This window comes from Segatella copri (assembly GCF_003465495.1).
Lineage (GTDB): Bacteria > Bacteroidota > Bacteroidia > Bacteroidales > Bacteroidaceae > Prevotella > Prevotella copri_G.
In genome coordinates this window covers 36,714-60,909 of sequence record NZ_QSAV01000018.1, presented here as the reverse complement: position 1 = coordinate 60,909, position 24,196 = coordinate 36,714, and the positions used below count along the sequence as shown (strand labels likewise).

Genomic DNA, 24,196 nt, shown 5'->3' with positions numbered 1-24,196 from the left:
ACCATGTCCTGGCATTGCTTGTCGCTGCTGATACCCAGCAGTTTGTCGTACATGCTCATGGCTTTCCTGATGGCGAGCAGGTGGAGTTCGGTGGCAGTGAGATTGCATCCTTCAGGCCGCATATATCTGAGCAGGATGCGGAATCCCTTGCCCGAGACGGTGATGTAGAAGACCATGGTGAAGGGGATTTTCCGGGCTTTCTGCCTGAGCGCCGCGATGTTTTTGGGGGGCACGTCGTCATAATCGAGCATCAGCCAATAGGTTTCCTTCCTGAAGTCAGTCAGCTTCTTGGAGCTTCCCTTGAGCTGCACGCTGGGAGTGATGCAGGGCAGCCGGTGCTTGATGTCCTCTGCTGTTCTCTTGTCCACCTTCGTCATCGACCTGTAGCCTTCGGTATTGGTTTTCACCGGTGCTGAATGCATGATGTTGTACTCCAGCACCTCTCTGTTGGGGAGAGGCTTGCTGGTAGAGGTCTTCAGAGTCTGGAAAAAAGAGGGCAAGACCTCTTTCTCCTGTTCTGTTTCCGGGTTATTTCCGGTCTCGTTTGTGGTTTTGTTTTCTTTCATTTCTTTTGGGTTTTATGAGTTTGAATCTTCTAATATTTCTTTAAGTTTACGAGTAATTTTCTTGTAGGAAAGAATATCTCTCCAGTAGCTCCATGCTCTGTTATGTTCGCTCCAGTATACCGAACCTTTATTCCGTTCCCATATGCTCACTTCATCGCAATAATACTGGAATCTTGTTTTATGATGGACATTTTCTTCATGAATCCAAGTTTTACCTTCGAAGGCATCGTCTTCGTCTTTTTCCATGAGAATGGTTTTGATGGCACTATCCATAGCGAATATGTACTCTGGAATGAGCGTCATGTTATCTATCCTCTGATCGATAGTGACCTTTCCACCAGTTTCTTTAAGAATCCTAGTTGGTGATACGCTACATGTCTTTGCGATAGCCAGCTTAAATCTGGCTTCTTCTTCAAGTTCTGCTATAAATTTACGTAAATCTTTCATTGTTTTATTCTTTGTTGTTAACATGTTGCGAAGGTAAACAAAATGTTTTACTTAGGCGGGGAGCTCTATAGAGCTCGATTTTTACAAAGAATAACCTAGGTTAAACTTTTTAACGCAGCATTTTTGCGCCCATTTTTGTAGGGGTATTTTGAAGAAGAAGTAGTGAAGAAGCGAAACATCGGAAAAGTGACGAGGTGAAGGGTATATTTTAAATCTTATATTATATTCTTTTTTTTAGGATTTTTGGAAAAACCAGATAATCAGAAAAATGAAAAAACGGATTTTTTCCCTTGCCGCGCGTATATATAAAAAAGAGTTTTCAAACCTTCACCCTTCACCTTTTTATTTAAGGTTTTGTGTGTCAAATAGTTACGGGTGAAGGGTGGTGAAGGGTGTTTTTCGCTTTTTATAAACATATTTTAAGAGTTCAGCCCGTTTTTACATATTTTAAGCGTTTATTTTTGGTTCCGAAATGGGTGCCTTTTTTTAGGGGTCCACTTTTTCCTCATTTCTTACCGCTGAAATCTTTGAAAAATCAAGTAGGGTAGGAAATCCCGTCTTATGTTGTGTTAAACAATTATCAGATAAAAGAAGTTAACGATACCGAAAAAGGACTGGTTTTTAAACAAATATTAACGCAGAAAACTTGAAGTTTCGCATATTAGATTCAGGTTTCGCAGGTTCAGGAGGTAAAGGAGTTAAAGGGTTAAATGAGTTAAAGAAGTTAAATGAGTTATCGCTCCCTATAGTCGCTGAGGAGTTAAGACAACAGTCTTCTAGCTCAAACTTAGGACATTTGTTCCTTAACTTTCTTCTAACTTCCCTTAACTTCCCTCTAACTTCCCCACATGCGAAGTTCTGAAAATAAAAAGAGGGTGAGTCATCTGGTTATGACACACCCTCTTTTGGGCTTTTTATTTCTTTTTCTTCTTCTTCTTTTTGATGCCGAAGAAATCGCGGAGGCCGTTGAAGTCTTTCTTCATGATGAGACCGAGACCCTGCGTGTTCAGACTGTTGCGCGTAAAATAGCGGTCGTTGGTCTGATTGTACATGCGTATGGCGAGGTTGCCGTTAGGGAAGATGAGGTAGCGGAGGTCAAAATCACCGATGAAACTCTGCGTGGCATTCGGATTGTCGCGATAACCGAACTGGCCATTGAAGAGTAACCGGTTGTTGAGCAGCTTGCCGCTCAGAATGCCCTCATATTCGGCATTGTTGAAACCTTCATCGCCCGTAGATATGTTGGCACCGAAATTCCAGTTGTTGCTCTTCACCACGTTGGAAAGTACGGTGTTCAGCTGCTGCGAGATGGTGCCGCTCAGCAGGCTCTGCATCGCCAGCGAAGTCTGACTCTGCTGTTCGCCATCCTCGCTCACCTGGTTGTTGTTGGTCTGGGCGTAGAACCTGCCGATGCCCAAGAGATAGAGCACCTGCTGGTTCATCTCTTCCTGCGAATTGATGATAGAGTAGATCATCTGCTTCGCATCGCTGTTAACCGTAGGCAGGTCCATCGAGAAATCTACCTTAGGCGATTGAGGCGTGCCGGTGATGTCCATCAGGCAGTCTACGCGGATGTTGTTGCCCGAGAACGAACGGCCTATGCGCAGGTCACTCAGCGGCACTCCGTTTACGGTATATTTAGCCCGCAGGTTGAGTGGGGCGTTGTATGGATTGCCACCGAAGGCGATGGTGCCGCCCGGCATAAACTCGAACTCCTTCTTGATGAGATTCTGGATGGTGAGCTTGTAGGTGCCGTGGTCTACCACATAGTTGCCAAACATGTCGAACGAGCCCTTGTTGAAGTAGTTGGCGCGAATTACGCCATCTCCGTTCAGGGTGATGTTATCGCCCGACTGCTCGTCCATAATCAGCTTGAGCGTGAGGTTCTGGTTGGTGTTTACGAGGAAGTTGATGCGCATATCCGATTCGAAACCGATGTCATCCTCTCTCTGTTTCGTGGTTGGAGCCCCGTTCAGGCTGTCCATGATATCCGGCACAATCTCGTGCCAGTGGATAAAGCTCTTGTCGCTGATGGCGTCCGGACTTGCCACATTATATACAAAGATGCTGCCCGGTTCGGGCTCGGCGTTGATATCGATGACGGTTTCGCCGCTCTTGCCGTGGATGCCTACCTCGCCCGTGGCATAGATGGTGCCATAGAAGGTGTTGTCGCCAAACTCGCGGGTATCGAAGCCCAGGAAGTTGTGCGCCTTGATATCGAGGTCGTAGCTCAGCCTTGTGAGGTGCTTGTGGTGGATGCCTCCGCTCAGGATGGCTATGTTGCGGTTGCGGTCGAAGATGGTATCATTCTCTATGAGGATATCATCTGGGATAGCGTGGGCACGGAGCGCATCGAAGGTATAATCGGTGTTGAGCTGCTTGAGGTGCACCTTGCCATGAGCGGTAATATCGCCTACGAGATTGACGCTTTTCAAATCGCCCACCACATTGAGATGACCATCGCCCCAGGCTTCTACCTGGTTCATGAAACTGCCGCAGAAATTCTCGAGGAATTTCATGCTGGTGCCCTGGGCATCGATACCCAGGTCGATATAGTTGCGCTTAGGCGAGACGTATCCGTTGATGAGCGTCTGATGCTCCGGACCATCATCGGCAACTGCATGAATATCAATCTGTTCGAGCTCCTTGTTGAAGTTGACACCAGCATGGAGTACACCGAGCGGTCCGTTTTCGAAGGTAAACTCCTTCACGTCTAGCTGGGCGTAGGCATCAGGGTCGTTGAAGAGGCTCTTGATGATAGCCTTGCCCGAAGCCTTGCCGGTGAAATCTACCGAATGGAAATTGATGAGGTTCAGCACGTATGCCACATCCACATCCTTCAGGTCGGCTACGATAGAATCGGTCTTCTCGGGTGTGGCAAGACCGGAAACGATGACGTGCTGCTGGTCGTGGCTCACGGCAAAATGGTCTACCAGCAGGCGCTTCTTGCTGTAGATGATGTCGGCAGGATGAACCTTCCACGGTGTGCCGTCGATTCTGATTTCAGACGGGTGTATGGTTACGTGGGCGGTAGAAACATGATCTTCGTTCTTGAAGAACTGCGCCCTCGTATCGATGATGCCCTGGATAGGGAGTTTTGCCGAATGGTTGTTGTAGAAGAGCTTGGCGAAGAGCTGGTTGTCGGCAGCGGCTGCCTTTACGTGGATGCCCGGTCCGTTATCTCCCCATTTGCCCTGCCTGATCTGCGCATCTACCTTGAGCGAATCGTTGATGGTATGCAGTCGCACTTTGGCTCCATGATAGTCTTTTGCGTCATAGCTGAAGTCAGGCACGCTGGCATAGATGTTGACAGTTTTCTCGGCATCGTTCATGAATCCATCGGCAAAGACGGGCTGCTCTATCTTCAGCGGAATGCCCAGCATGCGCTGCAGTATCTCGGTAGAGGTGATTTCTGCCTGGAAGGTGAAATGATTCTTCGCACTCCTGTCTACCTTGCCGATGCCCGGAAGGGTAGGCAGTTTGCTGGCTACCAGGTTGGTGAAGCTCTTGGTGAGGGTAGCGTAATCGTACTCTCCGTTAACATGGATGCTGGCGAACGGGGCTTCGAGGTCGAAATAGCTGTCCTTGCCCTGGTTCTTGGCGCTTACGGTGATGTCATCGAGACTGTAGGTCTTGTCGGCTACCTTCAGTCCCAGGATGGTTGGCAGCAGATGCTGTACATGGGCAGTAGCTGCATACTGCTTGTGCGGGATGGAGTAGGAGCCTTCTACCTGGATGTTGGCGTTAGGGTCGGCGATGGATGCGAGTCCCTCGAGCAATCCCCGGTTATAGCTGCCGTCTATCTGAATGTTGCGGTAGCTGTACTTGTTGAAATCGAAGCGCGGAATGCTGCCCTTGGCATAGAAATGTTGCTTGTTGCCGTGAGCCGAAAGCGATGCTGCCAGGATGCCGAACTGCCCGTTGTCGAGGATTCGGCCCAGGTTGATGCCCTGGGTGTTGATGCTAGCCTTGAGCTCGGAGCCAGCTTTTTCGGCCTTGATGGCTACTTCGCCCACGCCGGTCTTCAGCTGGCCGCGGGTGCCTGCCTTCTTGCCAGCACCATATACTTCACCTATATAATATATGTCGCCCAGGCGCAGCACTTCTTTCGGAATGCTGATGCGTTTGCCCAGATTTCTGGAAACCTCTCCGATGCCATCGCCTGATATCTTGAGGGCTGAGATGTTTGCCTTCCAGCGCAGAAGGCGGTCCCAATCGCTCACACGGCCGTTAGCCCTGAGCATCAGACTGCCGCTCTGAGTCTTGAATTCGAGGTTATGGATGCGGGCAGATGTACTGGTGCCCGAAAACTGGAGATGAAGCTGCAGGGCATCCTTGAACTTGCGGAGTTCAGGCACGAAGCAAGCAATATCGGCAAGCGTGATGACGGATGGCTTGATGCCGCCCTGAAACTGGAGTGTAGGCTCTACGATATGCTTGTTCTTGATGCGGTAGGTAGCGCGCAGGTCATCAAACTGCAATTGCGAATGAGGGAGCTCGATGCTGAAGTCTCTGAGCAGGGCTTGCTGCTGGTCGGCATCGAGTTTGAATCTCAGATTTCTGAGTTGAAGTCCTGATTTATCTTTCAGCGATATCTTCTTGACAGTCAAATGGATATCCTTGTCTGTGAGATGGCCCAGAATAATGTGGGCAGAGAGGTCGGTGATGCCTAGATGCTGCGGCGAAAAGACGCCCGGCTCAGGCGCAATATCGCGCTGGTTGTAGGCAACGGCACCATGGCGGATAATCAGGCTTCCGATGTGCAGGTCGAGCGGAGTATGGCGGGTGGTATCTTTCGAAGCCAGCGAATCGAGCACGAACTGGATGTTCATCGGGCTCTTGGCATCCTGCTTGTAGATGTTGGCATTGAGCCCGAAGAGCTGGGCAGATGAAACCGAAATCTTGCCATCCTTCAAAGGCAGGAAATCGAGCTTTGCCGATACGCGCGAAGCACAGATCATGCTGTCGCCCTTTTGGTCGAGCATCATCACGTCATCTATGATAATGCGGTTGAAGAAGCCCAGATTCACCTTTCCGATACTTACCTGAGTGCCGAATTTCTGAGCCAGCGCACCGGCTACTTCAGAGCCGATGAAGGCCTGTACTGGTGGCACGTGCAACAGTACGACAAGCAAGAAATAGACAGCAGCCAGCGTCCATATAATGCTATTGATGATATGTTTTAAATGTTTCAGAGTTGCTTTCTCTAGTTTACAAAAATGTTACTAATTTGAATTTTGCGACAAAATTACTGAAAAATCGGCATAAAATCGAATAATTCACACAATTTTTCTTTTTTATATCACTTTTTTTCACTATTTTTGCAGCACGTTAGAAGTTTCAGCATAGAAGAAGATAAAATATATGTTTTATGGCAGATGGCCAGTATAGCGTCTTGATGAGGGCGCTGACGCATATATCTTGAAGTGATTAGTAAATTTATATTTAATATTTTTTTAATGTAGTTATGGCAAATGTAATTAAGTTACGTAAAGGCTTGGACATTAACCTTACGGGTAAGGCTTCCAAGGATGTAACGCTCCAGGTGGCTCAGGCTGGCGAGTATGCGCTGGTTCCTGCGGCTTTCGTGGGTGTGACTCCTAAGGTAGTGGTACGCGAGGGCGAGCATGTCAATGCCGGAGATGCCTTGTTTGTGAACAAGGCTTGCCCGGAGGTGAAGTTTGCCTCGCCAGTGAGCGGAGAAGTAACCGCCATTGAGAGAGGTGAGCGCCGAAAGGTGCTCTGCGTGAAGGTGAAGGCCGACGCAGTACAGACCTCTACGGATTTTGGTAAGAAAAACGTTGATGCGTTAGACGGTGAGGCTGTCAAGCAGGCGCTGCTTGAGGCTGGTCTCTTCGGATACATCAACCAGTTGCCTTATGCTGTGTCCACAACTCCCGACACCAAGCCTAAGGCAATTTTCGTTTCCGCCCTCCGCGACATGCCGCTCGCAGCCGACTTTGAGGTAGAACTCAAAGGCAACGAAGAGGCTTTCCAGACGGGTTTGACAGCCTTGAGCAAGATTGCGAAAACTTATCTCGGTGTTGGCGTTGACCAGCACAGCAATGCGCTCGGCGAGGCTAAGAACGTAGAACTCAATGTATTCGACGGTCCTTGCCCGGCAGGTAATGTAGGCGTACAGGTGAACAACATCGACCCGGTAAACAAGGGCGAGGTGGTTTGGACAGTAGATCCAGCATCGGTTATCTTCTTCGGAAGACTCTTCCTGACAGGTAAGGTTGATTTGCACAAGACTGTAGCTGTGGCTGGTAGTGAAATCAAGACTCCTGGCTATGCTGAAGTATTGGTAGGTACACCTTTAAGCAGTTTTGTAGCCAATCAGCTGAAAGCTGCTGACCATGTGCGACTTATCAATGGTAATCCACTTACCGGTGTAAAGACGACCACAGCCGATTTCGTAGGTGGTCATACATCAGAGATTACAGCCATCCCAGAGGGTGATGACAACGACGAGATGCTGGGTTGGATTCTTCCACGTACCGATCAGTTCTCTACATCGCGTTCATATCTCTCCTGGCTCTTCGGCAAGAAGAAGGAGTATAATCTCGATGCCCGCGTGAAGGGTGGCGAGCGCCACATGATCATGAGCGGCGAGTATGACAAGGTGCTCCCGATGGACATCTATGGTGAGTATCTCATCAAGGCAATCATCGCCGGCGATATCGACAAGCAGGAGCAGCTCGGTATCTACGAGGTAAGTCCTGAAGATTTTGCTGTGGCTGAGTTCGTGGATTCATCTAAGCTCGAATTGCAGAAGATTGTACGCGAGGGCTTGGATACCCTGCGCAAGGAGAACGCTTAGTTTTTAGTACTGTTAATTATTTAAATAATGAGTGCATTAAGAAATTATCTCAATAAGATAAAGCCTAACTTCCAGAAGGGAGGTAAGCTGCATGCCTTCGAGAGCGTGTTTGACGGTTTTGAGAGCTTCCTGTACGTGCCTAATACGACAGCGAAGAGCGGAGCCAGCATCCACGATTCCATCGACTCGAAGCGCATCATGAGCTTTGTGGTAATCGCCCTGATTCCTGCTTTGCTCTTCGGTATGTATAATGTGGGATACCAGAATTTCAAGGCTGCAGGTACACTGGATACTGCCAGCTTCATCGAGGTCTTTGGCTTCGGATTCCTGGCTGTCCTCCCTAAGTTGCTGGTTAGCTACATCGTGGGTCTCGGCATCGAGTTTGCCTGGGCTCAGTGGAAGCACGAGGAAATCCAGGAGGGTTACCTCGTCAGCGGTATCATCATCCCATTGATCATTCCTATCTCTACACCGCTGTGGATGCTCGCCCTGGCGTGCGCCTTCGCAGTTATCTTCTGCAAGGAGATCTTCGGTGGTACCGGTATGAACATCTTCAATGTGGCTGTGGGTGCCCGTATGTTCCTCTTCTTCTCATATCCATTGGCTATGAGTGGTGATAAGGTCTGGGTGGCTAAGGATGCTATCTTCGGTCTGGGTAACACCCTGCCTGATGGCTTCACAGCTGCTACTCCTCTCGGACAGCTGGCTCAGGGCAGCATGCCTTCAGCTAGTCTCTGCGATTCTATCATCGGTTTCATTCCTGGCTGTATCGGTGAGACTTCAGTCATCGCCATCGCCATCGGTGCCATCATCCTTCTCTGGACAGGCATCGCATCATGGAAGACCATGGGCAGCGTATTCGCAGGCGGCATCGTGATGGCGCTTATCTTCCAGGCTCTCGGCATGACACCTATCGCCTGGTATGAGCACATCGTTCTCGGTGGTTTCTGCTTCGGTGCCGTATTCATGGCTACCGACCCTGTAACCTCTGCCCGTACAGAGAAGGGTAAGTACTTCTACGGATTCTTCATCGGTGCCATCGCCGTTATCGTACGTGTGATGAACCCAGGTTATCCAGAGGGTATGATGCTCGCTATCTTCTTTGGCAACATGTTTGCTCCACTCATTGACTACTGTGTAGTTCAGGGCAACATCTCACGCCGTGCTAAACGTGCTATTAAATAATGTAGGAGGAATGTAGATATGAAGACAAATTCAAATAGCTATACTATTATCTATTCGGTTATCATCGTGGTAATCGTGGCATTCCTGCTCGCGTTCGTGTCTTCTTCGCTGAAGGCAACACAGGATGCCAACGTGGCTCTTGATACTCAGAAGCAGATTCTCAACTCGCTGAACCTGCGCGACCTTGACAACGCTACTGCGGCTGCCAAATATAAAGAGGTGGTGAAGGACGAGAAGGAGAAGGACGGCATGAAGTATTACGAGTGCGAGATTGATGGTCAGAAGAAGACCGTTTACTCTGTAAAGGGTATGGGTCTCTGGGGCGGCATTTCAGGCTTCATCGCCGTGGATGCCGACAACAACACCATCTATGGCGTATATTTCAACCACGAAGGCGAGACTGCCGGACTTGGTGCTGAAATCAAGGACAATCTGAAGTGGCAGCAGAAGTTCCAGGGCAAGAAGATTCACAAGGATGGAGTAGAGGGCATCGCTCTGGGCGTTGAGAAAGACGCTCCTGCCGGCGACCCTAACAATGTAGATGCCGTTACCGGTGCTACATTGACATCCGATGGTGTGGATGCAATGCTCAAGGAAGGTCTTGCTAAATTCATTAAATAATTAAGCGAAATTATGGCATTATTTAGTAAACAAAATAAGGAGGCATTCATCAAGCCACTGAACGGCGACAACCCTATCCTCGTTCAGGTGCTTGGTATCTGTAGTGCCCTGGCTGTTACTTCCCAGCTGAAGCCAGCCATTGTGATGGGACTTGCCGTTACTATCATCACGGCATTCTCTAACGTGATTATTTCCATCATCCGCAACACCATCCCTCAGCGCATCCGTATCATCGTCCAGTTGGTGGTAGTTGCTGCCCTGGTTACCATCGTGAGCCAGGTGCTGAAGGCTTTCGCCTACGACGTGAGCGTGCAGCTCTCCGTGTATGTGGGTCTGATCATCACTAACTGTATTCTGATGGGTCGCTTGGAGGCTTTCGCCATGATGAACAAGCCTTGGCCTTCATTCCTCGATGGTGTAGGTAATGGTTTGGGTTACGCCCTCATCCTCGTGATTGTGGGTGCTGTTCGTGAGTTTCTGGGCCGCGGCTCATTGCTCGGTTTCCAGCTGATACCGGAGGGAGCTTACAACTTCGGATATGTTAACAACGGTATGATGACCATGCCAGCCATGGCATTGATTCTCGTTGGATGTGTAATCTGGGTACATCGTGCCTATATTTATAAGGAGGAGAAGTAAGATGGAGCACGCAATAAGTTTGTTTTTCCGTTCGATTTTCGTCGATAACATGATCTTCGCCTACTTCCTGGGTATGTGTTCATACTTGGCAGTATCCAAGAACGTGAAGACCTCTTTGGGCCTGGGCTTGGCAGTAACCTTCGTGTTGCTCATCACCGTGCCTGTAGATTACCTGTTGCAGACCAAGGTGCTCAGCGCCGATGGCATTCTGGGTGTTGACCTCACTTACCTGAGCTTCATCCTCTTCATCGCCGTCATCGCCGGTATCGTGCAGCTGGTAGAGATGATTGTAGAGAAGTTCTCACCATCGCTCTATGCAGCGCTGGGTATCTTTTTGCCATTGATTGCCGTAAACTGTGCCATCATGGGTGCATCGCTCTTCATGCAGCAGCGCATCCTGATGGAGCCTACCAATACTCAGGCTATCACCTCTGTATGGGATAGCATCGTTTATGCCGTAGGTTCCGGTCTGGGTTGGACTCTCGCCATCGTTCTGATGGGAGCCATCCGTGAGAAGATGCAGTATTGCGACGTGCCAAAGCCATTGCAGGGACTTGGCATCACATTTATCACAGTAGGCCTCATGGCAATGGCTATGCTTTGCTTCTCAGGCTTGAAAATCTAAAATAGGAGGACTATAGATATGGGTAATACATCATTTATATTGGCTAGTATCGGAGTTTTCCTCGTGGTGATTCTCCTGCTGGTTATCATCCTGCTCGTGGCTAAGAAGTATCTGAGCCCTAGCGGAAATGTAAATATCGTAATCAATGGCGACAAGACCATCAACGTGCCTCAGGGCAGCAGTTTGATGACTACGCTGAATGAGAACGGCATCTTCCTGCCTTCTGCCTGTGGCGGTAAGGCAAGCTGTGGCCAGTGTAAGGTTCAGGTGCTCGAGGGCGGCGGTGAGATTCTCGATTCAGAGAAGCCTCACTTCACCCGCAAGCAGATTAAGGACCACTGGCGCCTGGGATGCCAGTGCAAGGTGAAGGGCGACCTGAAGATCAAGGTGCCTGAGAGTGTGATGGGCGTGAAAGAGTGGGAGTGCGAGGTTATCTCCAACAAGAACGTTTCATCATTCATCAAGGAGTTCAAGGTGGCTCTGCCTCCAGGCGAGCACATGGACTTCGTTCCGGGTTCTTACGCTCAGATCAAGATTCCTGCATACGACTGCATCGATTACGACAAGGATTTCGACAAGGATCTCATTGGCGAGGAGTACATCGGAGCATGGAAGAAGTTCAACATCTTCTCTCTCAAGGCTCACAATCCAGAGCCTACCGTTCGTGCTTACTCTATGGCGAACTATCCTGACGAGGGTGACATCATCACCCTGACCGTACGTATCGCCACAACTCCATTCTTGCCACGTCCACAGGTAGGATTCCAGAACGTACCAACAGGTATCGCTTCTTCTTACATCTTCTCTCTGAAGCCAGGCGACAAGGTAATGATGAGTGGTCCTTACGGAGACTTCCATCCTAACTTCACATCAGGCAAGGAGATGATCTGGATTGGTGGTGGTGCCGGTATGGCTCCATTGCGTGCGCAGATTATGCACATGACCAAGACCCTGCACACTACCGACCGTGAGCTTCACTTCTTCTACGGAGCGCGTGCATTGGGTGAGGCATTCTTCCTTGAGGACTTCTGGGAGCTTGAGAAGGAATTCCCTAACTTCCACTTCCATCTTTCATTGGACCGCAAGGACCCAGTGGCAGATGCTCAGGGCGTGAAGTACTACGAGGGATTTGCTGTTAACTGCATCCGTGATACCTACTTGAAGGATCACGAGGCACCAGAGGATTGCGAGTACTATCTCTGTGGACCTCCAATGCTGATCAAGACAGTAACAGATTATCTGGATTCTCTCGGAGTAGATCCTGAGAGCATCATGTACGATAACTTCGGATAAAACGATAATTCAATTAAAAGAGCAATGCTTGTTCTCAAAAAAAGAGAGGCAAGTGTTGCTCTTTTTTTATTTTTCTGAATATATACAATATAATAGAGATAATTACGTTTTTATCTTGAAAGTATAGATTTAATTATGAATAAGATAAAGGTAGGTGTATGTTTTTCCCTTTGCAGTCTGGCAGCCCCATCTATGGCACAGTATATGTGGCAAGAGGAGGATGGCACGGAGAAGATAGATCTTCGGGAAGATATACAATATGGTGTTGAGATGCAAGGGTCGTTTTCGAAAGGTAAAACCCCATTGTGGCTTAACGCAAACAAACATGGATTAAGTTCTTTAGAGAAGAATAACGGCTATCTTAGAGGTAGTCTGGTTCGTCCGCTTTCTGCAGATTCTGCTCGCCGCTGGGCTGTAGGATATGGAGTAGATGTGGCAGTACCGGTAAACTATACCAGCAATGTAGTGGTGCAGCAGGCTTATGTGGAGGCCCGCTGGCTTTATGGTGTGCTGACTGCAGGTGCCAAGGAATATCCGATGGAGCTAAAAAACCAGTCGCTCTCCAGTGGTAGCCAGTGTCTGGGTATCAATGCCCGTCCGATACCTCAGGTTCGTCTGGCGCTTCCTGAATATTGGACGCTTCCGTTTGGTAGAGGCTGGCTGCAACTGAAAGGTCATCTGGCTTATGGTATGACTACGGATGATGGCTGGCAGCATGATTTTACGAAACGGCAGACTAAATATTGTGACCACATGCTCTATCACAGCAAGGCTGGTTTCTTGCGTATCGGAAACGAGAATGCTTTCTGTCCGCTCAGCATAGAAATGGGCTTGGAAATGGTTGCTCAGTTTGGTGGCAATGCATATCGTCCAATAGGTGACAGTATGGTACAGATTCCTACCGAGAAAAATCTGAAAGGCTTCTGGCATGCGCTGTCGGCAACGGGCTCTGATGCAGGTGAAGGGGCTTATGCCAATGTTGCCGGCAACCAGTTGGGCAGTTGGCTGATGCGTATCAATTATGACACTGACAGTTGGAAAGCTTCCATCTATGCCGATCATTATTTCGAAGATCACAGCCAGATGTTTCTCCTCGACTATAATGGATATGGTGAGGGCGCAGACTGGAATAAGAAAGTAAAACGCCGTTTCTTCATGTATTCGCTGAAGGACATCATGCTGGGCTTCGAACTGAATCTGAAGTATTCACGCTGGCTGAAAAATGTGGTGCTGGAGTATCTCTATACCAAATATCAGAGTGGTCCGTACAATCATGACCGTACATCGAGTATCGCAGACCATATAGCGGGTACTGATGATTATTATAACCACAGCATCTATCCTGGATGGCAGCATTGGGGCCAGGTGATAGGAAATCCACTCTACCGTTCGCCTATTTATAATAACGACGGATATATTGATATCAGAAACAACCGTTTCATAGCTTATCATCTGGGCTTTGATGGTCAACCTACACAGCGGTTGGGCTATCGTATATTAGGCACCTATCAGAAAGGTTGGGGTACATATAGCAACCCGTTTACAAAAAAGCATCATAATGCAAGTTTTCTGGTAGAGGCCCATTATGATTTCCCGCATCAGTGGCAGTTGAAGGCAGGCTATGCGATGGATTTCGGTAGCGAAAAGATGCTGGGACATAATGCCGGTATGCAGATAACCATCAGCAAAAGAGGCTTGCTGACGAAAAGAAATAATAATCGATAAGATAGAAAATATGAAAAAGATAATAGGGGTGCTTTCCCTTGCTGTTATGATGCTCACTCTAAGCTCATGTGAGGTAGAAACAAGCCAGAATGGTGATTTGGATGGTTTCTGGCATCTGGAGCAGGTAGATACTTTAGCTACAGGGGGTACTTGTAACTTTGCTGATAAGCGCGTGTTCTGGGGCTGCCAGTATAAGTTGATTCAGGTTGCTGATTATGATTACTTTGGTGATGGTAGAGGATTTTATCTGCGTTTTGAGCAAACCTCCGACAGTTTGCTGATTACATCTGTTTATCGTAATAAATGGCATGAAGATTATGGAGGCGATGTGCTTTTAACAGAAATGAATGATTCTTTGCGTAGCTGTGGCATCAATCATCTGAATGAGCATTTTGCCAAGGAGGTAATGACCGGAGGTAAGATGCAACTGAAGAGTAAAACCCTGAGATTGCGGTTCAGAAAATTCTGAAAAAAAGCCCTCGATGCATGTAGCACCGGGGGCTTTTTTGTATGCTCGGTTTCTTACTTCTTCCTTTCTGATTCCTTGATGAAACCATGTCGGTAAGCATAGAGAAGCTCCTTCAGGTCTTCTATCTGCTTACGGAGTTCGCAACCTATATCTGTGTCGGCTACCAGCATTCGGCGGTTCGACATTTCTACAATCTGTGTGGTACTCTTGATGTCGGTACCTCGCTTGATGGCATCTTCCATACTCGTAAATGGCTCGTGCTGGACCAGCTGAAATCCGCGGGAGTGATATACTAAGGTGTAGCCGGCAATGCCAGTCTCGTTGTGGTAGGCTTTAGAGAAACCTCCATCGATAACCATCAGCTTGCCGTTTGCCTTGATAGGGTTCTCGCCCTTGGTTGTGCGAACGGGCACGTGCCCATTGATGATATGGCGGTTAGGACCGGTTACCCCAAACTCATCCATAATATGGTCGATAACCTGTTCGTTATCGCGCAACAGGAAGTAGTATCCCTTCTCTTCTTTATGAGTCTCCTTATCGGTAATGAAATAGCGTTCGAAGGTGGCCATCTTACTCTTGTCGAAGAGCGGACTGTCAGGACCGCACCATAGGTAGATGAAATAATCGATGGCATATTCCTTTTCATTCGGATCAGAATCTGATTGGAAAGCTGTGCGTATCTGCATGCCCGTATGATGCATCAGGGCTCTGCCGCTGAATTTCTTGCCAGGATATATTTCTACCTCTTTTAATGAACCATCTTCGTTGAGCGGACAGGAAGCATGGAAAAGCAGGTTGTTATTGAAGATAGCGTACATGCAACCATGCTGCAGCATAACGTTGATATGCTTGTGCAGCTTCTCGCAGACCATAAACGAATGATGCAGTTTCTGAATCAGAATTTCCTCTTCTTCAGATAGTTTGTCAGGATTGTCCGGATCGATGGTAGGGAAGTGGCATGAGGTCATGTCATACTCTTTTCCGTCAATCTCTACCTTGCCTTTCCTGTAATCGATATGGTCAAAAAGACAACGGTCTTTCATCTTCCATTCCGGATGCTTCTTGAAAAGCTGGCTCTCTAATTTAAACTGGATGACAGCTATAGCCTTGTGCATCTGAGAGGTGAGCCGCTGGGTCTTTTCATCCATTGCCGCTGCACCTCCGCTGAGCTTAGGCAGAAATTCTTTGCAATCATCCTCCTTGTAGGTTTCCATCGCAAAAGTAGCGAGTGGTACGAGGTTGATGCCATAGCCTTCTTCCAATGTCGAGAGGTTGGCGTATCGCAGGGAGAGACGTATCACATTACAGATGCAGGCATCATTGCCGGCAGCTGCTCCCATCCATAGTACATCGTGATTACCCCACTGGATGTCCCAACTGTGGTAGCGGCGCATCTTGTCCAAGATGATGTGGGCTCCTGGACCTCTATCGTAGATATCGCCCAGAATATGGAGCTGGTCGATAGCCAGGCGCTGGATGACGTTGGCTATAGCGATGATGAAATCATCGGCTCTGCCTGTGCTGATAATCGTATCAACAATAACATTGACATAGGCTGTCTTGTCATGATCTTCGGTGTGCTCGTGCAAAAGCTCCTGGATAATATACGAGAAATCGCATGGCAGCGATTTGCGCACCTTGCTTCGGGTATATTTGCTGGAAACATCACGGCATACAGCCACCAACTGGTGCAGGGTGATGTGATACCAGTCGTTGATGTCGGGTTCGTTCTGCTTGACGAGTTCCAGTTTCTGCTCAGGATAGTAAATAAGAGAGCAGAGTTCTCGCTTCTCCTGTTCGCGAAGGGTATTGCCAAAGAGTTCGTTCACCTTACGCTTGATATTTCCTGATGCATTTTTCAGTACATGCAGGAAGGCCTCATACTCACCATGGATGTCGGCAAGAAAATGCTCGGTACCCTTTGGCAGGTTGAGGATGGCTTGCAGGTTGATAATCTCGGTGCTCGCCTCTGCTATAGTAGGGAACGACTGAGAGAGCAACTGCAAATATCTCATGTCTTGTTCTATATTATAATGTTTCATGTTTTTTTCCATTTTCTTAGAGCCTTTTTACTATTTATCTTTTGCAAAGATAGTATAAATAATAGATAAAACAAAGGAAAAAAGTATTTTTTTGAAAAATCTTTCTGCTTTTTCAGATTTTTGCAGTACTTTTGCAGAAGAAATATAATAATTCTTCAAACTAACTATATTTGATTATGAAACAAACTATTCTTGTTACAGGTGGTACAGGCTTCATAGGTAGCCATACTACAGTAGAGTTGCAGCAGGCAGGCTACAATGTTGTTATCGTAGATGATCTCTCAAACTCAAAGATTGAAGTACTCGATGGTATCGAAAAGATTACTGGTATCCGCCCTGCTTTTGAACAGGTTGACTTGCGCGACAAGGCTGCTACCGAGGCAGTATTCCAGAAATATCCAGATATTAAGGGTATCATTCACTTTGCTGCAAGCAAGGCAGTAGGCGAGAGCGTACAGAAACCATTGTTGTATTATCGCAACAATATCGTATCGCTCATCAATCTCCTGGAACTTATGCCAAAGTATCAGGTAAAGGGTATCATCTTCTCTTCTTCTTGTACCGTTTATGGTCAGCCGAAGCCTGAGAATTTGCCTGTAACAGAAGAGGCTCCTCATCAGAAGGCTACTTCACCTTATGGCAATACTAAGGAGATTAATGAGCAGATCATAGCAGATTATATCCATAGTGGTGCAGCCATCAAGAGCATTGTATTGAGATATTTCAATCCTATAGGTGCACATCCTTCTGCTGAGATTGGTGAGTTGCCAAATGGTGTGCCAAACAATCTGATTCCATACGTTACTCAGACAGCTATGGGTATCCGCAAGGAACTCACTATCTTTGGTAATGATTATGATACTCCTGATGGAACCTGTATCCGCGACTATATTTATGTTGTAGACTTGGCTAAGGCACATGTAGCTGCTATGGCACGTGTTCTTGATAAGGAGACTGAGCCTATCGAATATTTCAATATCGGTACAGGTAATGGAAACTCAACTCTCGAAATTGTTGAGACTTTTGAAAAAGCTACAGGTGTGAAACTGAATTGGAAGTATGGTCCACGAAGAGAGGGCGATATTGAGAAAATTTGGGGTGATTGCACCAAGGCGAACAAGGTACTCGGCTGGAAGGCTGAGGCTAAGCTTGAAGATGTGTTGGCTTCTGCTTGGAAATGGCAGCAGAAACTTCGCGCTGATGGCATCATGTAAAATGTTGGTTGTTTTAGAAAATAATGTGAATTGGCTTCTTTTTTCCTCTGAAAGGTTAAAAAAGCTAATTTTTGGGAAACTTATCGTCGGGAAGATGGTAAGTTTCCTTTTTTTTATATATCTTTGCAGAAAGAACTATTGGTTTAACGAAACTTGAAAATATATGAAACGGACTTTACTTTCAATATTAACAATTGCAATGTTAGCACTTTCTGTTCCTTCGGATGCTATGGCCAACGAGGGAAACATAGAATGGACAGACCTTGATGTGGCAGATATCAACTTGAACTATGCTGGGGGCGTGATGCATATCACAGGCGCTAGCGGGCAAGTGGTGAGAATATATAATGTGGCAGGTGTTACTATCAAGACCTTCCGCATAGAAGGTAATGACAAGCGCGTAAACTTGCCATTGGCTGATGGTATCTATATTGTAAAGGTGGGGAATACCTTTACGCGCAAAATTTGCGTAAAGCATTAATAGTACTATAGAGGCCTTAGAATGCCGTTTAACTTTAATCAGAAAGTGAAAGTCTTTCATTTTTCGTTACTTATCATTTCTTGCTGTTTGATGTTCTGTTCTTGCCACGACAGGGTGCCAAACAGCAATTTCCAATTATCGTTAGATGATTATCAGGACTTACGTTCTTCTGCCTATGCTATCAATTCGAGGGCGGTAAGGAATCTGATAGACAGCATCATGCGAAATGATAAAGACCGACATGCTGCTGATTTGCATACCCGTCGCTATTATCAGAATGAAGGTAATCTGCTTTGGATTACACGTCATGGGGTAAATAGTCAGGCTGACTCCCTGGTGACTTGCCTGCGTACTGTAGCGGATATGGGATTTGATAAACGTCGGTTCTATGTGGATGCTATTGCCCGAGATATTGACAGGTTACGAGATTTAAATCTAGATTCAGCTGATAATCAGATAAATCAAGTGATAGCCCGACTGGAGTATCGCTTGACCAAAGCTTACTTCAGATATACGATGGGGCAGAATTTTGGATTTATGAATCCTAGTTTTGTTTTCAATCGTTTAGATACTCTTGCTCCCAATCCTTATGATAGTGTCAAGAGACCCGTTAGGTTCAGAGGTCTGTTTGATGTAAAAATGGCTCATGCAGATGATGCGTTCTATCAGAAGGCTATGCAAATGGTTAGATGCGACTCGGTGGCTTCCTTCCTGAAAGAAGTACAGCCTAAGAATCCTTTCTATTATCAACTGCTGGAGAAATTGAAGGCTGGAGGACTGGGCAAGGCGATGAGAATCAAAATTCTCTGCAACATGGAACGTTGCCGCTGGAGACAGTATGCTAATCCCTGGCAACACGAAAAATATGTGGTTGTCAATATACCATCGTTCCATCTGATGGCTATTGATCATCAGGATACGCTCTCGATGCGCATAGGATGTGGAGCCAGTAAAACCAAAACCCCGATATTGAACAGTCATATCAAACGTATGGAGTTGAATCCTCAATGGTTTGTTCCCCGTAGTATCGTTCTCCATGATATGATACACCGGGTGGGGAATCATGGCTACTTTCGCGCGCGTAACTACTATGTAAGGGAAGTGGCAACAGGTAAGGAGGTTGACTTAAACAGAGTAACTCGATCTATGCTTATTTCTGGTGCTTATGGCATCGCCCAGCGGGGCGGAAAGGGGAATGCTCTGGGAAGAATCATCTTCCGTTTTGATAATAATTTCTCGGTCTTCCTGCATGATACTAACAGTAAGGGCGTGTTTGGACAAGAGGATAGAGGAGTATCGCATGGATGTATCAGAATAGAAAAACCATACGATTTCGCTGTCTTCCTATTGGCTGACAAAAACGAGAAATTGAAGGAAAAGATATACTATTCGATGACAGCAGATTCGCTGGCCAATAAAAAACTTGTTGTGAATAACGTAAAGGTTAATCCTCAAGTTCCTCTCTTCATAACCTATTATACACTCTATCCGTTAGCAGGAGGCAGAATAGCTGAATATTCTGATGTGTATGGATTTGATGCGGTAATATTCGATATGTTGAGAAAATATCTATAAACAACACATTTGTAAAAGCAATGATAAACGATAAAGAACTCTTGGCGATGATTAGGGATCCTAAGACCCAACGCGAAGGCTTTGCTGTACTGGTAAGTCAGTATAGCGAGCCGTTGTATTGGAAGGTTCGCCATATTGTTTTAGATCATGATGATGCTGATGATGTGTTGCAGAATGCCTTTTTTAAGGCTTGGACCAATCTGGATTCGTTTCAGGGAAAGTCTTCGCTCTCAACATGGCTTTACCGTATAGCAATTAACGAAGCGCTTGATTTCTTGAGACGCAAAAAGCAGATGGTAAATGTCAGTACCGAAGACGAGCCGGGCTTGGCTTCACGTCTTCTTGCCGATGACTATTTTGATGGTGACCAGATTCAGGCAGAACTGCAAGAGGCTGTAGCCCTACTGCCTGATGTTCAACGCACAGTTTTCACTCTAAAATATTATGATAATATGAAATATTCAGAGATGAGTAAGGTGCTGTCAACAAGTGAAGGAGCTCTGAAAGCTTCCTATCATCTTGCAGTGAAAAAAATTACAGATTATTTCAATCGTAAGGATTAAACCTTTTCGGTTAGTTTTCGTCTATTTAATAAAGTATAAAAGAAAGGAATGAGGAATATGTTAAAAGAAGACAATATATTGAATAGCCGTTTTGGTAAGAAAAACCATTTCCAGGTGCCGGCTGGTTATTTCGACCAGCTGACGGATAGGGTGATGGCAAATTTGCCGGAGCAGGAACCCCGCATCATTCACATGCAGCCTAGCTTATGGCAGCGTATGCCGATTCGAAAGATTGCGGCGGCTGTTGCTGTATTGGCTGTGATGGGAGGTGGCTCGGTACTGGCGCTGAAATATACGGGAAGCAGTAAGCCTGCTATGGCACATGTGGACCATATGGTTCAGAAAGCTGCTGTGAATAATAATGAAGATGCTACTTTTAATGAGATGGCCGATTATACGATGATGGATAATGAAACTATCTATGCATCGCTGATTGCAGAAAATTAATGGTTGGTATTTCTTTTTGTCTACAGATAAAGATTTTAAAAAAAAGATAAGGTATGAGAAAGATAATGCAACATAGGTTTCTTGCGCTTTTAGCTATGCTGATGATTAGTCTGGTTTCGCTTGCTTCACAGCCTCAGGGTAGAAAACATCATGATGGATTTGATCCTAAAAGGTTTCAGGCTGAACTAGAACAGTTTATTACGACTAATGCCTGTCTTACGCCGAGAGAAGCTGCTAAATTCTTCCCGGTATATAGACAGATGGGTAAGAAAATGCGTATGATATTCGATGAAATGCGCCGATTCCGTCATGTGAATCCGAATGATAATGAGGCATGTGCCGAAGCTATCAGAAGACAGGATGAGTTGGATATTCAGCTGAAACAGTTGCAGCAAGAGTATCATTCTAGATTTATGACCATCTTGCCACCTAATAAGGTGTTCAGTGTCATCAAGGCAGAGGAACGGTTCCATCGGCAGGCATTCAGACGGATGAAGAAATAAATCTCTAAAAAAGTAGAGATAAAACTATTTAATATGTATTTATGTGACTTTTGGTCACATTAATAGGGTCGCGAAGATATTTTTAATAATATTTTCGCGATTTTATTTTGTCCTTTCCGTTATTTGTTGTACTTTTGCACTTTGGAAAATAATAATATAATATAATAAGGTATGTACAGAAGTAATACGTGTGGAGAGTTACGTCTCTCTGATGCCGGCAAGGAAGTGACACTTGCCGGTTGGGTACAGCGCTCAAGAAAGATGGGTGGTATGACATTCGTCGATTTGCGCGACCGTTATGGTATCACACAGTTGGTTTTCAATGAGGCTGATAACAAAGACTTGTGTGATGCAGCTAACAAGCTAGGTCGTGAATTCTGCATTCAAATAAAGGGTGTAGTAAGTGAACGACAGAGCAAGAATCCTAAAATGGATACTGGTGACATCGAAATCCTGGTGAAGGAACTCAATGTCCTCTCTCAGAGTCAGACCCCTCCTTTCACTATCGAAGATAATACTGATGGTGGTGATGATATCCGTATGAAGTATCGTTATCTTGATTTGCGTCGTCCTGCAGTGCGCAAAAATCTGGAGTTGCGTCATCGTATGTGCATCTTGATTCGTAATTTCCTCGATGCACAGAACTTCATGGAGGTTGAAACTCCTATTCTTATTGGTAGTACACCAGAGGGAGCCCGCGACTTTGTTGTTCCTTCCCGTATGAATCCAGGTCAGTTCTACGCTCTTCCACAGAGTCCTCAGACTTTAAAGCAGCTCTTGATGGTTGCTGGCTTCGACCGCTATTTCCAGATTGCCAAGTGCTTCCGTGATGAGGATCTTCGTGCTGACCGTCAGCCAGAGTTTACACAGATTGACTGTGAAATGAGTTTTGTTGATCAGGATGATGTCATCAACCTTTTCGAGGAAATGGCTCGCCATTTGTTTAAGGAGATTCGTGGTGTAGAACTTCCTAAGTTGGAGCAGATGACCTGGCACGATGCTATGCGCCGTTTCGGTAGCGATAAGCCAGACTTGCGCTTCGGTATGGAATTTGTTGAGTTGAAAGATGCTTTCACAGGTAAGGGTAATTTCTCTGTATTCGATGAGGCTAAGTATATTGGCGGTATCTGTGTTCCAGGTTGTGCTGATTATAGCCGTAAGCAGTTGAACGAATTGACCGATTTTGTTAAGCGTCCTCAGGTTGGAGCCAAGGGCTTGGTTTATATTAAGTACAATGCAGATGGTACCGTGAAGAGTAGCATAGATAAGTTCTATTCTCCAGAGGAACTTGCTGAAATCAAGACCGTAATGGGAGCCAAGGATGGTGACCTTGTTTTGATTTTGAGCGGTGATAATGCTAACAAGACACGCATTCAGCTTTGCTCTTTGCGTTTGGAAATGGGTGACCGTCTTGGTCTTCGTGATAAGAACGTATTCAAGTGTCTTTGGATTATCGACTTCCCTCTCTTTGAGTGGAGCGATGAGGAACAGCGCCTGATGGCAACTCATCATCCTTTCACTATGCCAAATCCTGATGATATCCCATTGCTCGATGAGCATCCTGAGCAGGTTCGTGCCAAGGCATACGACTTTGTTTGCAATGGTATCGAAGTAGGTGGAGGTTCTCTCCGTATCCATGATACTCAGTTGCAGGAGAAGATGTTCGAGGTTCTCGGCTTTACTCCAGAGCGTGCTGAGGCCCAGTTCGGTTTCTTGATGAACGCTTTCAAGTATGGTGCACCACCTCATGCAGGTCTTGCTTTCGGTTTGGACCGTTTCGTCAGCATTATGGCTGGTCTCGACAGTATTCGCGATTGTATTGCCTTCCCAAAGAACAACTCAGGTCGAGATGTTATGCTCGATGCTCCTTCAGAACTTGACCCTAAGCAGTTGGATGAATTGGAGATCAAACTTGATTTGAAGGCTGAATAAAAATAGAGAAACGAAGGTATTCACTCCATAAAAGAGTATGCGTAAAATGCCTTGAGAAAAATTCAATGATTTATAATAAGTAATTGATTTTTAGTAAATAAAGTGCTGCGCTTCTTGACGTAAATCAAGAAATGCAGCACTTTTGTTTATAAGTAGTAGTTTTTTCTATTTTTCTAACACTATTTCGAAATAAAAGTTATAAATTTGCAGCAGATATTAAGGTTGAGCTGACGAAATGAGGCTCAATAGACTCATAAAATTCTTAAAACATGGTAGAAAAGAAAGCGACAACTAAGACTGCTGCAAAGAAGCCAGCAGCAAAGAAGGCTCCAGTAGCAAAGAAGGCTCCTGCAGCAAAGAAGGACGTTCTTTACTTGAACGCAGAGAACGCAGGTTTTAGAGCTGGTGATGTATATCAGGCATTGGCAGCTTCAGAAAAGGCTCTCACAGTAGCAGAAATTGCTAAGGCTGCTAAGATCAGTACAGAGGATGTAATCCTTGGTATCGGTTGGCTCTTCAAAGAGGGTAAGATTAAGGATGAGGACAACAAGGTTGCTCTCGCTTAAATAAGGTTTATTTTTCAAAGAGCCGCGGTTGCTTGTAAGTGAGTAACCGCGGTTTTTTCTTTTTCTGTCTTCTCTCTTGAAAGAGGACGAATGTTATGATTATTATATGAAACTTGATCAGGAGATATTCAATGTTCTTTTGGCTGCGGGTGCAAAAGGGTTGAAAGTAGAAAAAATAGCTCGTCATGTATATAATTCCTGTAATTCGATTTTTACACCTCTGAATTACAAGGATGTTCATAGCTATGTTACACAATATCTCACCAGATGCGCTAAAGACCCACAATCGCTTATAGAAAAAGGTAAGGGGTATGGTGTATATCATGTTAATTTTGATTCAAAGGCCGTACAGCAACTGATGCTTAATTTTTCTTCTTCTGTATTAGAAAATAGTAATGAAGGGGAGGACAAGGCTGACGATAGTGCTCCTCAAAGTCTTTTTGATGAGAATATGTTCTAAATTATTTTTTTTATGAGGGG

General features: G+C 46.0%; 21 protein-coding genes. 17 read left to right on the top strand and 4 right to left on the bottom strand.

The window, feature by feature from the left end; translation table 11 throughout:
* The 3 genes from DWV53_RS07095 to DWV53_RS07085 form a co-directional block, all read right to left on the bottom strand.
* Positions 1-500: BT4734/BF3469 family protein (locus tag DWV53_RS07095; protein ID WP_181992438.1), on the bottom strand; the 500-nt coding region annotated here is incomplete at its 3' end.
* 78 nt (positions 501-578) lie between these two features.
* Entirely contained in the window at positions 579-1,013 is a 435-nt protein-coding gene (locus DWV53_RS07090) for a hypothetical protein (protein WP_118152612.1), read from the bottom strand.
* A 914-nt stretch (positions 1,014-1,927) separates the two neighbouring features.
* Positions 1,928-6,127, bottom strand: a complete 4,200-nt coding sequence (locus DWV53_RS07085) for a translocation/assembly module TamB domain-containing protein (RefSeq protein WP_118152618.1) — start codon at positions 6,125-6,127, stop codon at positions 1,928-1,930.
* A gap of 353 nt (positions 6,128-6,480) precedes the next feature.
* Between DWV53_RS07085 and DWV53_RS07080 the strand changes: the two genes are divergently transcribed.
* The 8 genes from DWV53_RS07080 to DWV53_RS07045 all read left to right on the top strand — a co-directional run bounded on the left by DWV53_RS07080 (position 6,481) and on the right by DWV53_RS07045 (position 14,393).
* Positions 6,481-7,836 (top strand): Na(+)-translocating NADH-quinone reductase subunit A, encoded by a 1,356-nt coding sequence (locus DWV53_RS07080; protein WP_118152610.1) that lies wholly within the window; start codon positions 6,481-6,483, stop codon positions 7,834-7,836.
* Positions 7,837-7,863: 27 nt separating this feature from the next.
* Positions 7,864-9,021 carry an NADH:ubiquinone reductase (Na(+)-transporting) subunit B gene (locus tag DWV53_RS07075; RefSeq protein WP_118152608.1) on the top strand — a complete coding sequence of 386 codons (1,158 nt, stop codon included), beginning with the start codon at positions 7,864-7,866 and terminating at the stop codon, positions 9,019-9,021.
* 18 nt (positions 9,022-9,039) lie between these two features.
* A complete protein-coding gene (locus DWV53_RS07070) occupies positions 9,040-9,642 on the top strand; it encodes an FMN-binding protein (protein WP_089542478.1) in 603 nt (200 codons plus the stop codon).
* 12 nt (positions 9,643-9,654) lie between these two features.
* Positions 9,655-10,281, top strand: coding sequence for an NADH:ubiquinone reductase (Na(+)-transporting) subunit D (locus tag DWV53_RS07065; RefSeq protein ID WP_006848995.1), 627 nt, complete (start codon positions 9,655-9,657; stop codon positions 10,279-10,281).
* A gap of 1 nt (position 10,282) precedes the next feature.
* Complete coding sequence (gene nqrE / locus DWV53_RS07060) at positions 10,283-10,906, top strand: NADH:ubiquinone reductase (Na(+)-transporting) subunit E (RefSeq protein WP_006848996.1); 624 nt, start codon at positions 10,283-10,285, stop codon at positions 10,904-10,906.
* Positions 10,907-10,924: 18 nt separating this feature from the next.
* Positions 10,925-12,199, top strand: coding sequence for an NADH:ubiquinone reductase (Na(+)-transporting) subunit F (gene nqrF, locus DWV53_RS07055; protein ID WP_118152606.1), 1,275 nt, complete (start codon positions 10,925-10,927; stop codon positions 12,197-12,199).
* A 135-nt stretch (positions 12,200-12,334) separates the two neighbouring features.
* On the top strand, positions 12,335-13,924 hold the full coding sequence (locus DWV53_RS07050; protein WP_118152604.1) for a capsule assembly Wzi family protein: 1,590 nt from the start codon (positions 12,335-12,337) through the stop codon (positions 13,922-13,924).
* Between the two features lie 10 nt (positions 13,925-13,934).
* Complete coding sequence (locus DWV53_RS07045; RefSeq protein ID WP_117727982.1) at positions 13,935-14,393, top strand: lipocalin-like domain-containing protein; 459 nt, start codon at positions 13,935-13,937, stop codon at positions 14,391-14,393.
* A gap of 53 nt (positions 14,394-14,446) precedes the next feature.
* Here DWV53_RS07045 and DWV53_RS07040 read toward each other — a convergent pair whose 3' ends face one another.
* Positions 14,447-16,435, bottom strand: a complete 1,989-nt coding sequence (locus DWV53_RS07040; RefSeq protein ID WP_118152616.1) for a fructose-1,6-bisphosphatase — start codon at positions 16,433-16,435, stop codon at positions 14,447-14,449.
* 176 nt (positions 16,436-16,611) lie between these two features.
* On the opposite strand from DWV53_RS07040, the gene galE reads away from it, so the two are divergent.
* The 9 genes from galE (at position 16,612) to DWV53_RS06995 (ending at position 24,176) form a co-directional block, all read left to right on the top strand.
* Positions 16,612-17,649 (top strand): UDP-glucose 4-epimerase GalE, encoded by a 1,038-nt coding sequence (gene galE, locus DWV53_RS07035; RefSeq protein ID WP_006849003.1) that lies wholly within the window; start codon positions 16,612-16,614, stop codon positions 17,647-17,649.
* Between the two features lie 199 nt (positions 17,650-17,848).
* On the top strand, positions 17,849-18,130 hold the full coding sequence (locus tag DWV53_RS07030; RefSeq protein WP_181992437.1) for a T9SS type A sorting domain-containing protein: 282 nt from the start codon (positions 17,849-17,851) through the stop codon (positions 18,128-18,130).
* A 114-nt stretch (positions 18,131-18,244) separates the two neighbouring features.
* Positions 18,245-19,705 carry a L,D-transpeptidase family protein gene (locus DWV53_RS07025; protein WP_367379680.1) on the top strand — a complete coding sequence of 487 codons (1,461 nt, stop codon included), beginning with the start codon at positions 18,245-18,247 and terminating at the stop codon, positions 19,703-19,705.
* A gap of 20 nt (positions 19,706-19,725) precedes the next feature.
* Positions 19,726-20,268 (top strand): RNA polymerase sigma factor, encoded by a 543-nt coding sequence (locus DWV53_RS07020; protein WP_118152598.1) that lies wholly within the window; start codon positions 19,726-19,728, stop codon positions 20,266-20,268.
* A 48-nt stretch (positions 20,269-20,316) separates the two neighbouring features.
* Complete coding sequence (locus tag DWV53_RS07015; RefSeq protein ID WP_006849007.1) at positions 20,317-20,715, top strand: hypothetical protein; 399 nt, start codon at positions 20,317-20,319, stop codon at positions 20,713-20,715.
* Between the two features lie 53 nt (positions 20,716-20,768).
* The gene (locus DWV53_RS07010) at positions 20,769-21,218 is read left to right on the top strand and encodes a hypothetical protein (RefSeq protein WP_117586734.1); all 450 of its coding nucleotides are present in this window, start codon (positions 20,769-20,771) and stop codon (positions 21,216-21,218) included.
* A gap of 171 nt (positions 21,219-21,389) precedes the next feature.
* Entirely contained in the window at positions 21,390-23,150 is a 1,761-nt protein-coding gene (aspS, locus tag DWV53_RS07005) for an aspartate--tRNA ligase (protein ID WP_118152596.1), read from the top strand.
* A 269-nt stretch (positions 23,151-23,419) separates the two neighbouring features.
* Complete coding sequence (locus tag DWV53_RS07000) at positions 23,420-23,716, top strand: winged helix-turn-helix domain-containing protein (protein ID WP_022121836.1); 297 nt, start codon at positions 23,420-23,422, stop codon at positions 23,714-23,716.
* Between the two features lie 106 nt (positions 23,717-23,822).
* Positions 23,823-24,176: a hypothetical protein gene (locus tag DWV53_RS06995; RefSeq protein ID WP_118152594.1), complete on the top strand. Its 354-nt coding sequence runs from the start codon at positions 23,823-23,825 to the stop codon at positions 24,174-24,176.
* Positions 24,177-24,196: the final 20 nt, after the last annotated feature.

What these genes read in the sequence shown, in the direction of transcription:
- DWV53_RS07075 (WP_118152608.1), top strand. Translation starts at nt 7,864, where the DNA reads ATGAGTGCATTAAGAAATTATCTCAATAAGATAAAGCCTAACTTCCAG.
- DWV53_RS07000 (WP_022121836.1), top strand. Translation starts at nt 23,420, where the DNA reads ATGGTAGAAAAGAAAGCGACAACTAAGACTGCTGCAAAGAAGCCAGCA.
- DWV53_RS07065 (WP_006848995.1), top strand. Translation starts at nt 9,655, where the DNA reads ATGGCATTATTTAGTAAACAAAATAAGGAGGCATTCATCAAGCCACTG.
- DWV53_RS07040 (WP_118152616.1), bottom strand. Translation starts at nt 16,435, where the DNA reads ATGAAACATTATAATATAGAACAAGACATGAGATATTTGCAGTTGCTC.
- DWV53_RS07070 (WP_089542478.1), top strand. Translation starts at nt 9,040, where the DNA reads ATGAAGACAAATTCAAATAGCTATACTATTATCTATTCGGTTATCATC.
- DWV53_RS07045 (WP_117727982.1), top strand. Translation starts at nt 13,935, where the DNA reads ATGAAAAAGATAATAGGGGTGCTTTCCCTTGCTGTTATGATGCTCACT.
- DWV53_RS07090 (WP_118152612.1), bottom strand. Translation starts at nt 1,013, where the DNA reads ATGAAAGATTTACGTAAATTTATAGCAGAACTTGAAGAAGAAGCCAGA.
- nqrE (WP_006848996.1), top strand. Translation starts at nt 10,283, where the DNA reads ATGGAGCACGCAATAAGTTTGTTTTTCCGTTCGATTTTCGTCGATAAC.
- DWV53_RS07080 (WP_118152610.1), top strand. Translation starts at nt 6,481, where the DNA reads ATGGCAAATGTAATTAAGTTACGTAAAGGCTTGGACATTAACCTTACG.
- DWV53_RS07015 (WP_006849007.1), top strand. Translation starts at nt 20,317, where the DNA reads ATGAGGAATATGTTAAAAGAAGACAATATATTGAATAGCCGTTTTGGT.
- DWV53_RS07030 (WP_181992437.1), top strand. Translation starts at nt 17,849, where the DNA reads ATGTTAGCACTTTCTGTTCCTTCGGATGCTATGGCCAACGAGGGAAAC.
- DWV53_RS07050 (WP_118152604.1), top strand. Translation starts at nt 12,335, where the DNA reads ATGAATAAGATAAAGGTAGGTGTATGTTTTTCCCTTTGCAGTCTGGCA.
- DWV53_RS06995 (WP_118152594.1), top strand. Translation starts at nt 23,823, where the DNA reads ATGAAACTTGATCAGGAGATATTCAATGTTCTTTTGGCTGCGGGTGCA.
- galE (WP_006849003.1), top strand. Translation starts at nt 16,612, where the DNA reads ATGAAACAAACTATTCTTGTTACAGGTGGTACAGGCTTCATAGGTAGC.
- DWV53_RS07020 (WP_118152598.1), top strand. Translation starts at nt 19,726, where the DNA reads ATGATAAACGATAAAGAACTCTTGGCGATGATTAGGGATCCTAAGACC.
- aspS (WP_118152596.1), top strand. Translation starts at nt 21,390, where the DNA reads ATGTACAGAAGTAATACGTGTGGAGAGTTACGTCTCTCTGATGCCGGC.
- nqrF (WP_118152606.1), top strand. Translation starts at nt 10,925, where the DNA reads ATGGGTAATACATCATTTATATTGGCTAGTATCGGAGTTTTCCTCGTG.
- DWV53_RS07010 (WP_117586734.1), top strand. Translation starts at nt 20,769, where the DNA reads ATGAGAAAGATAATGCAACATAGGTTTCTTGCGCTTTTAGCTATGCTG.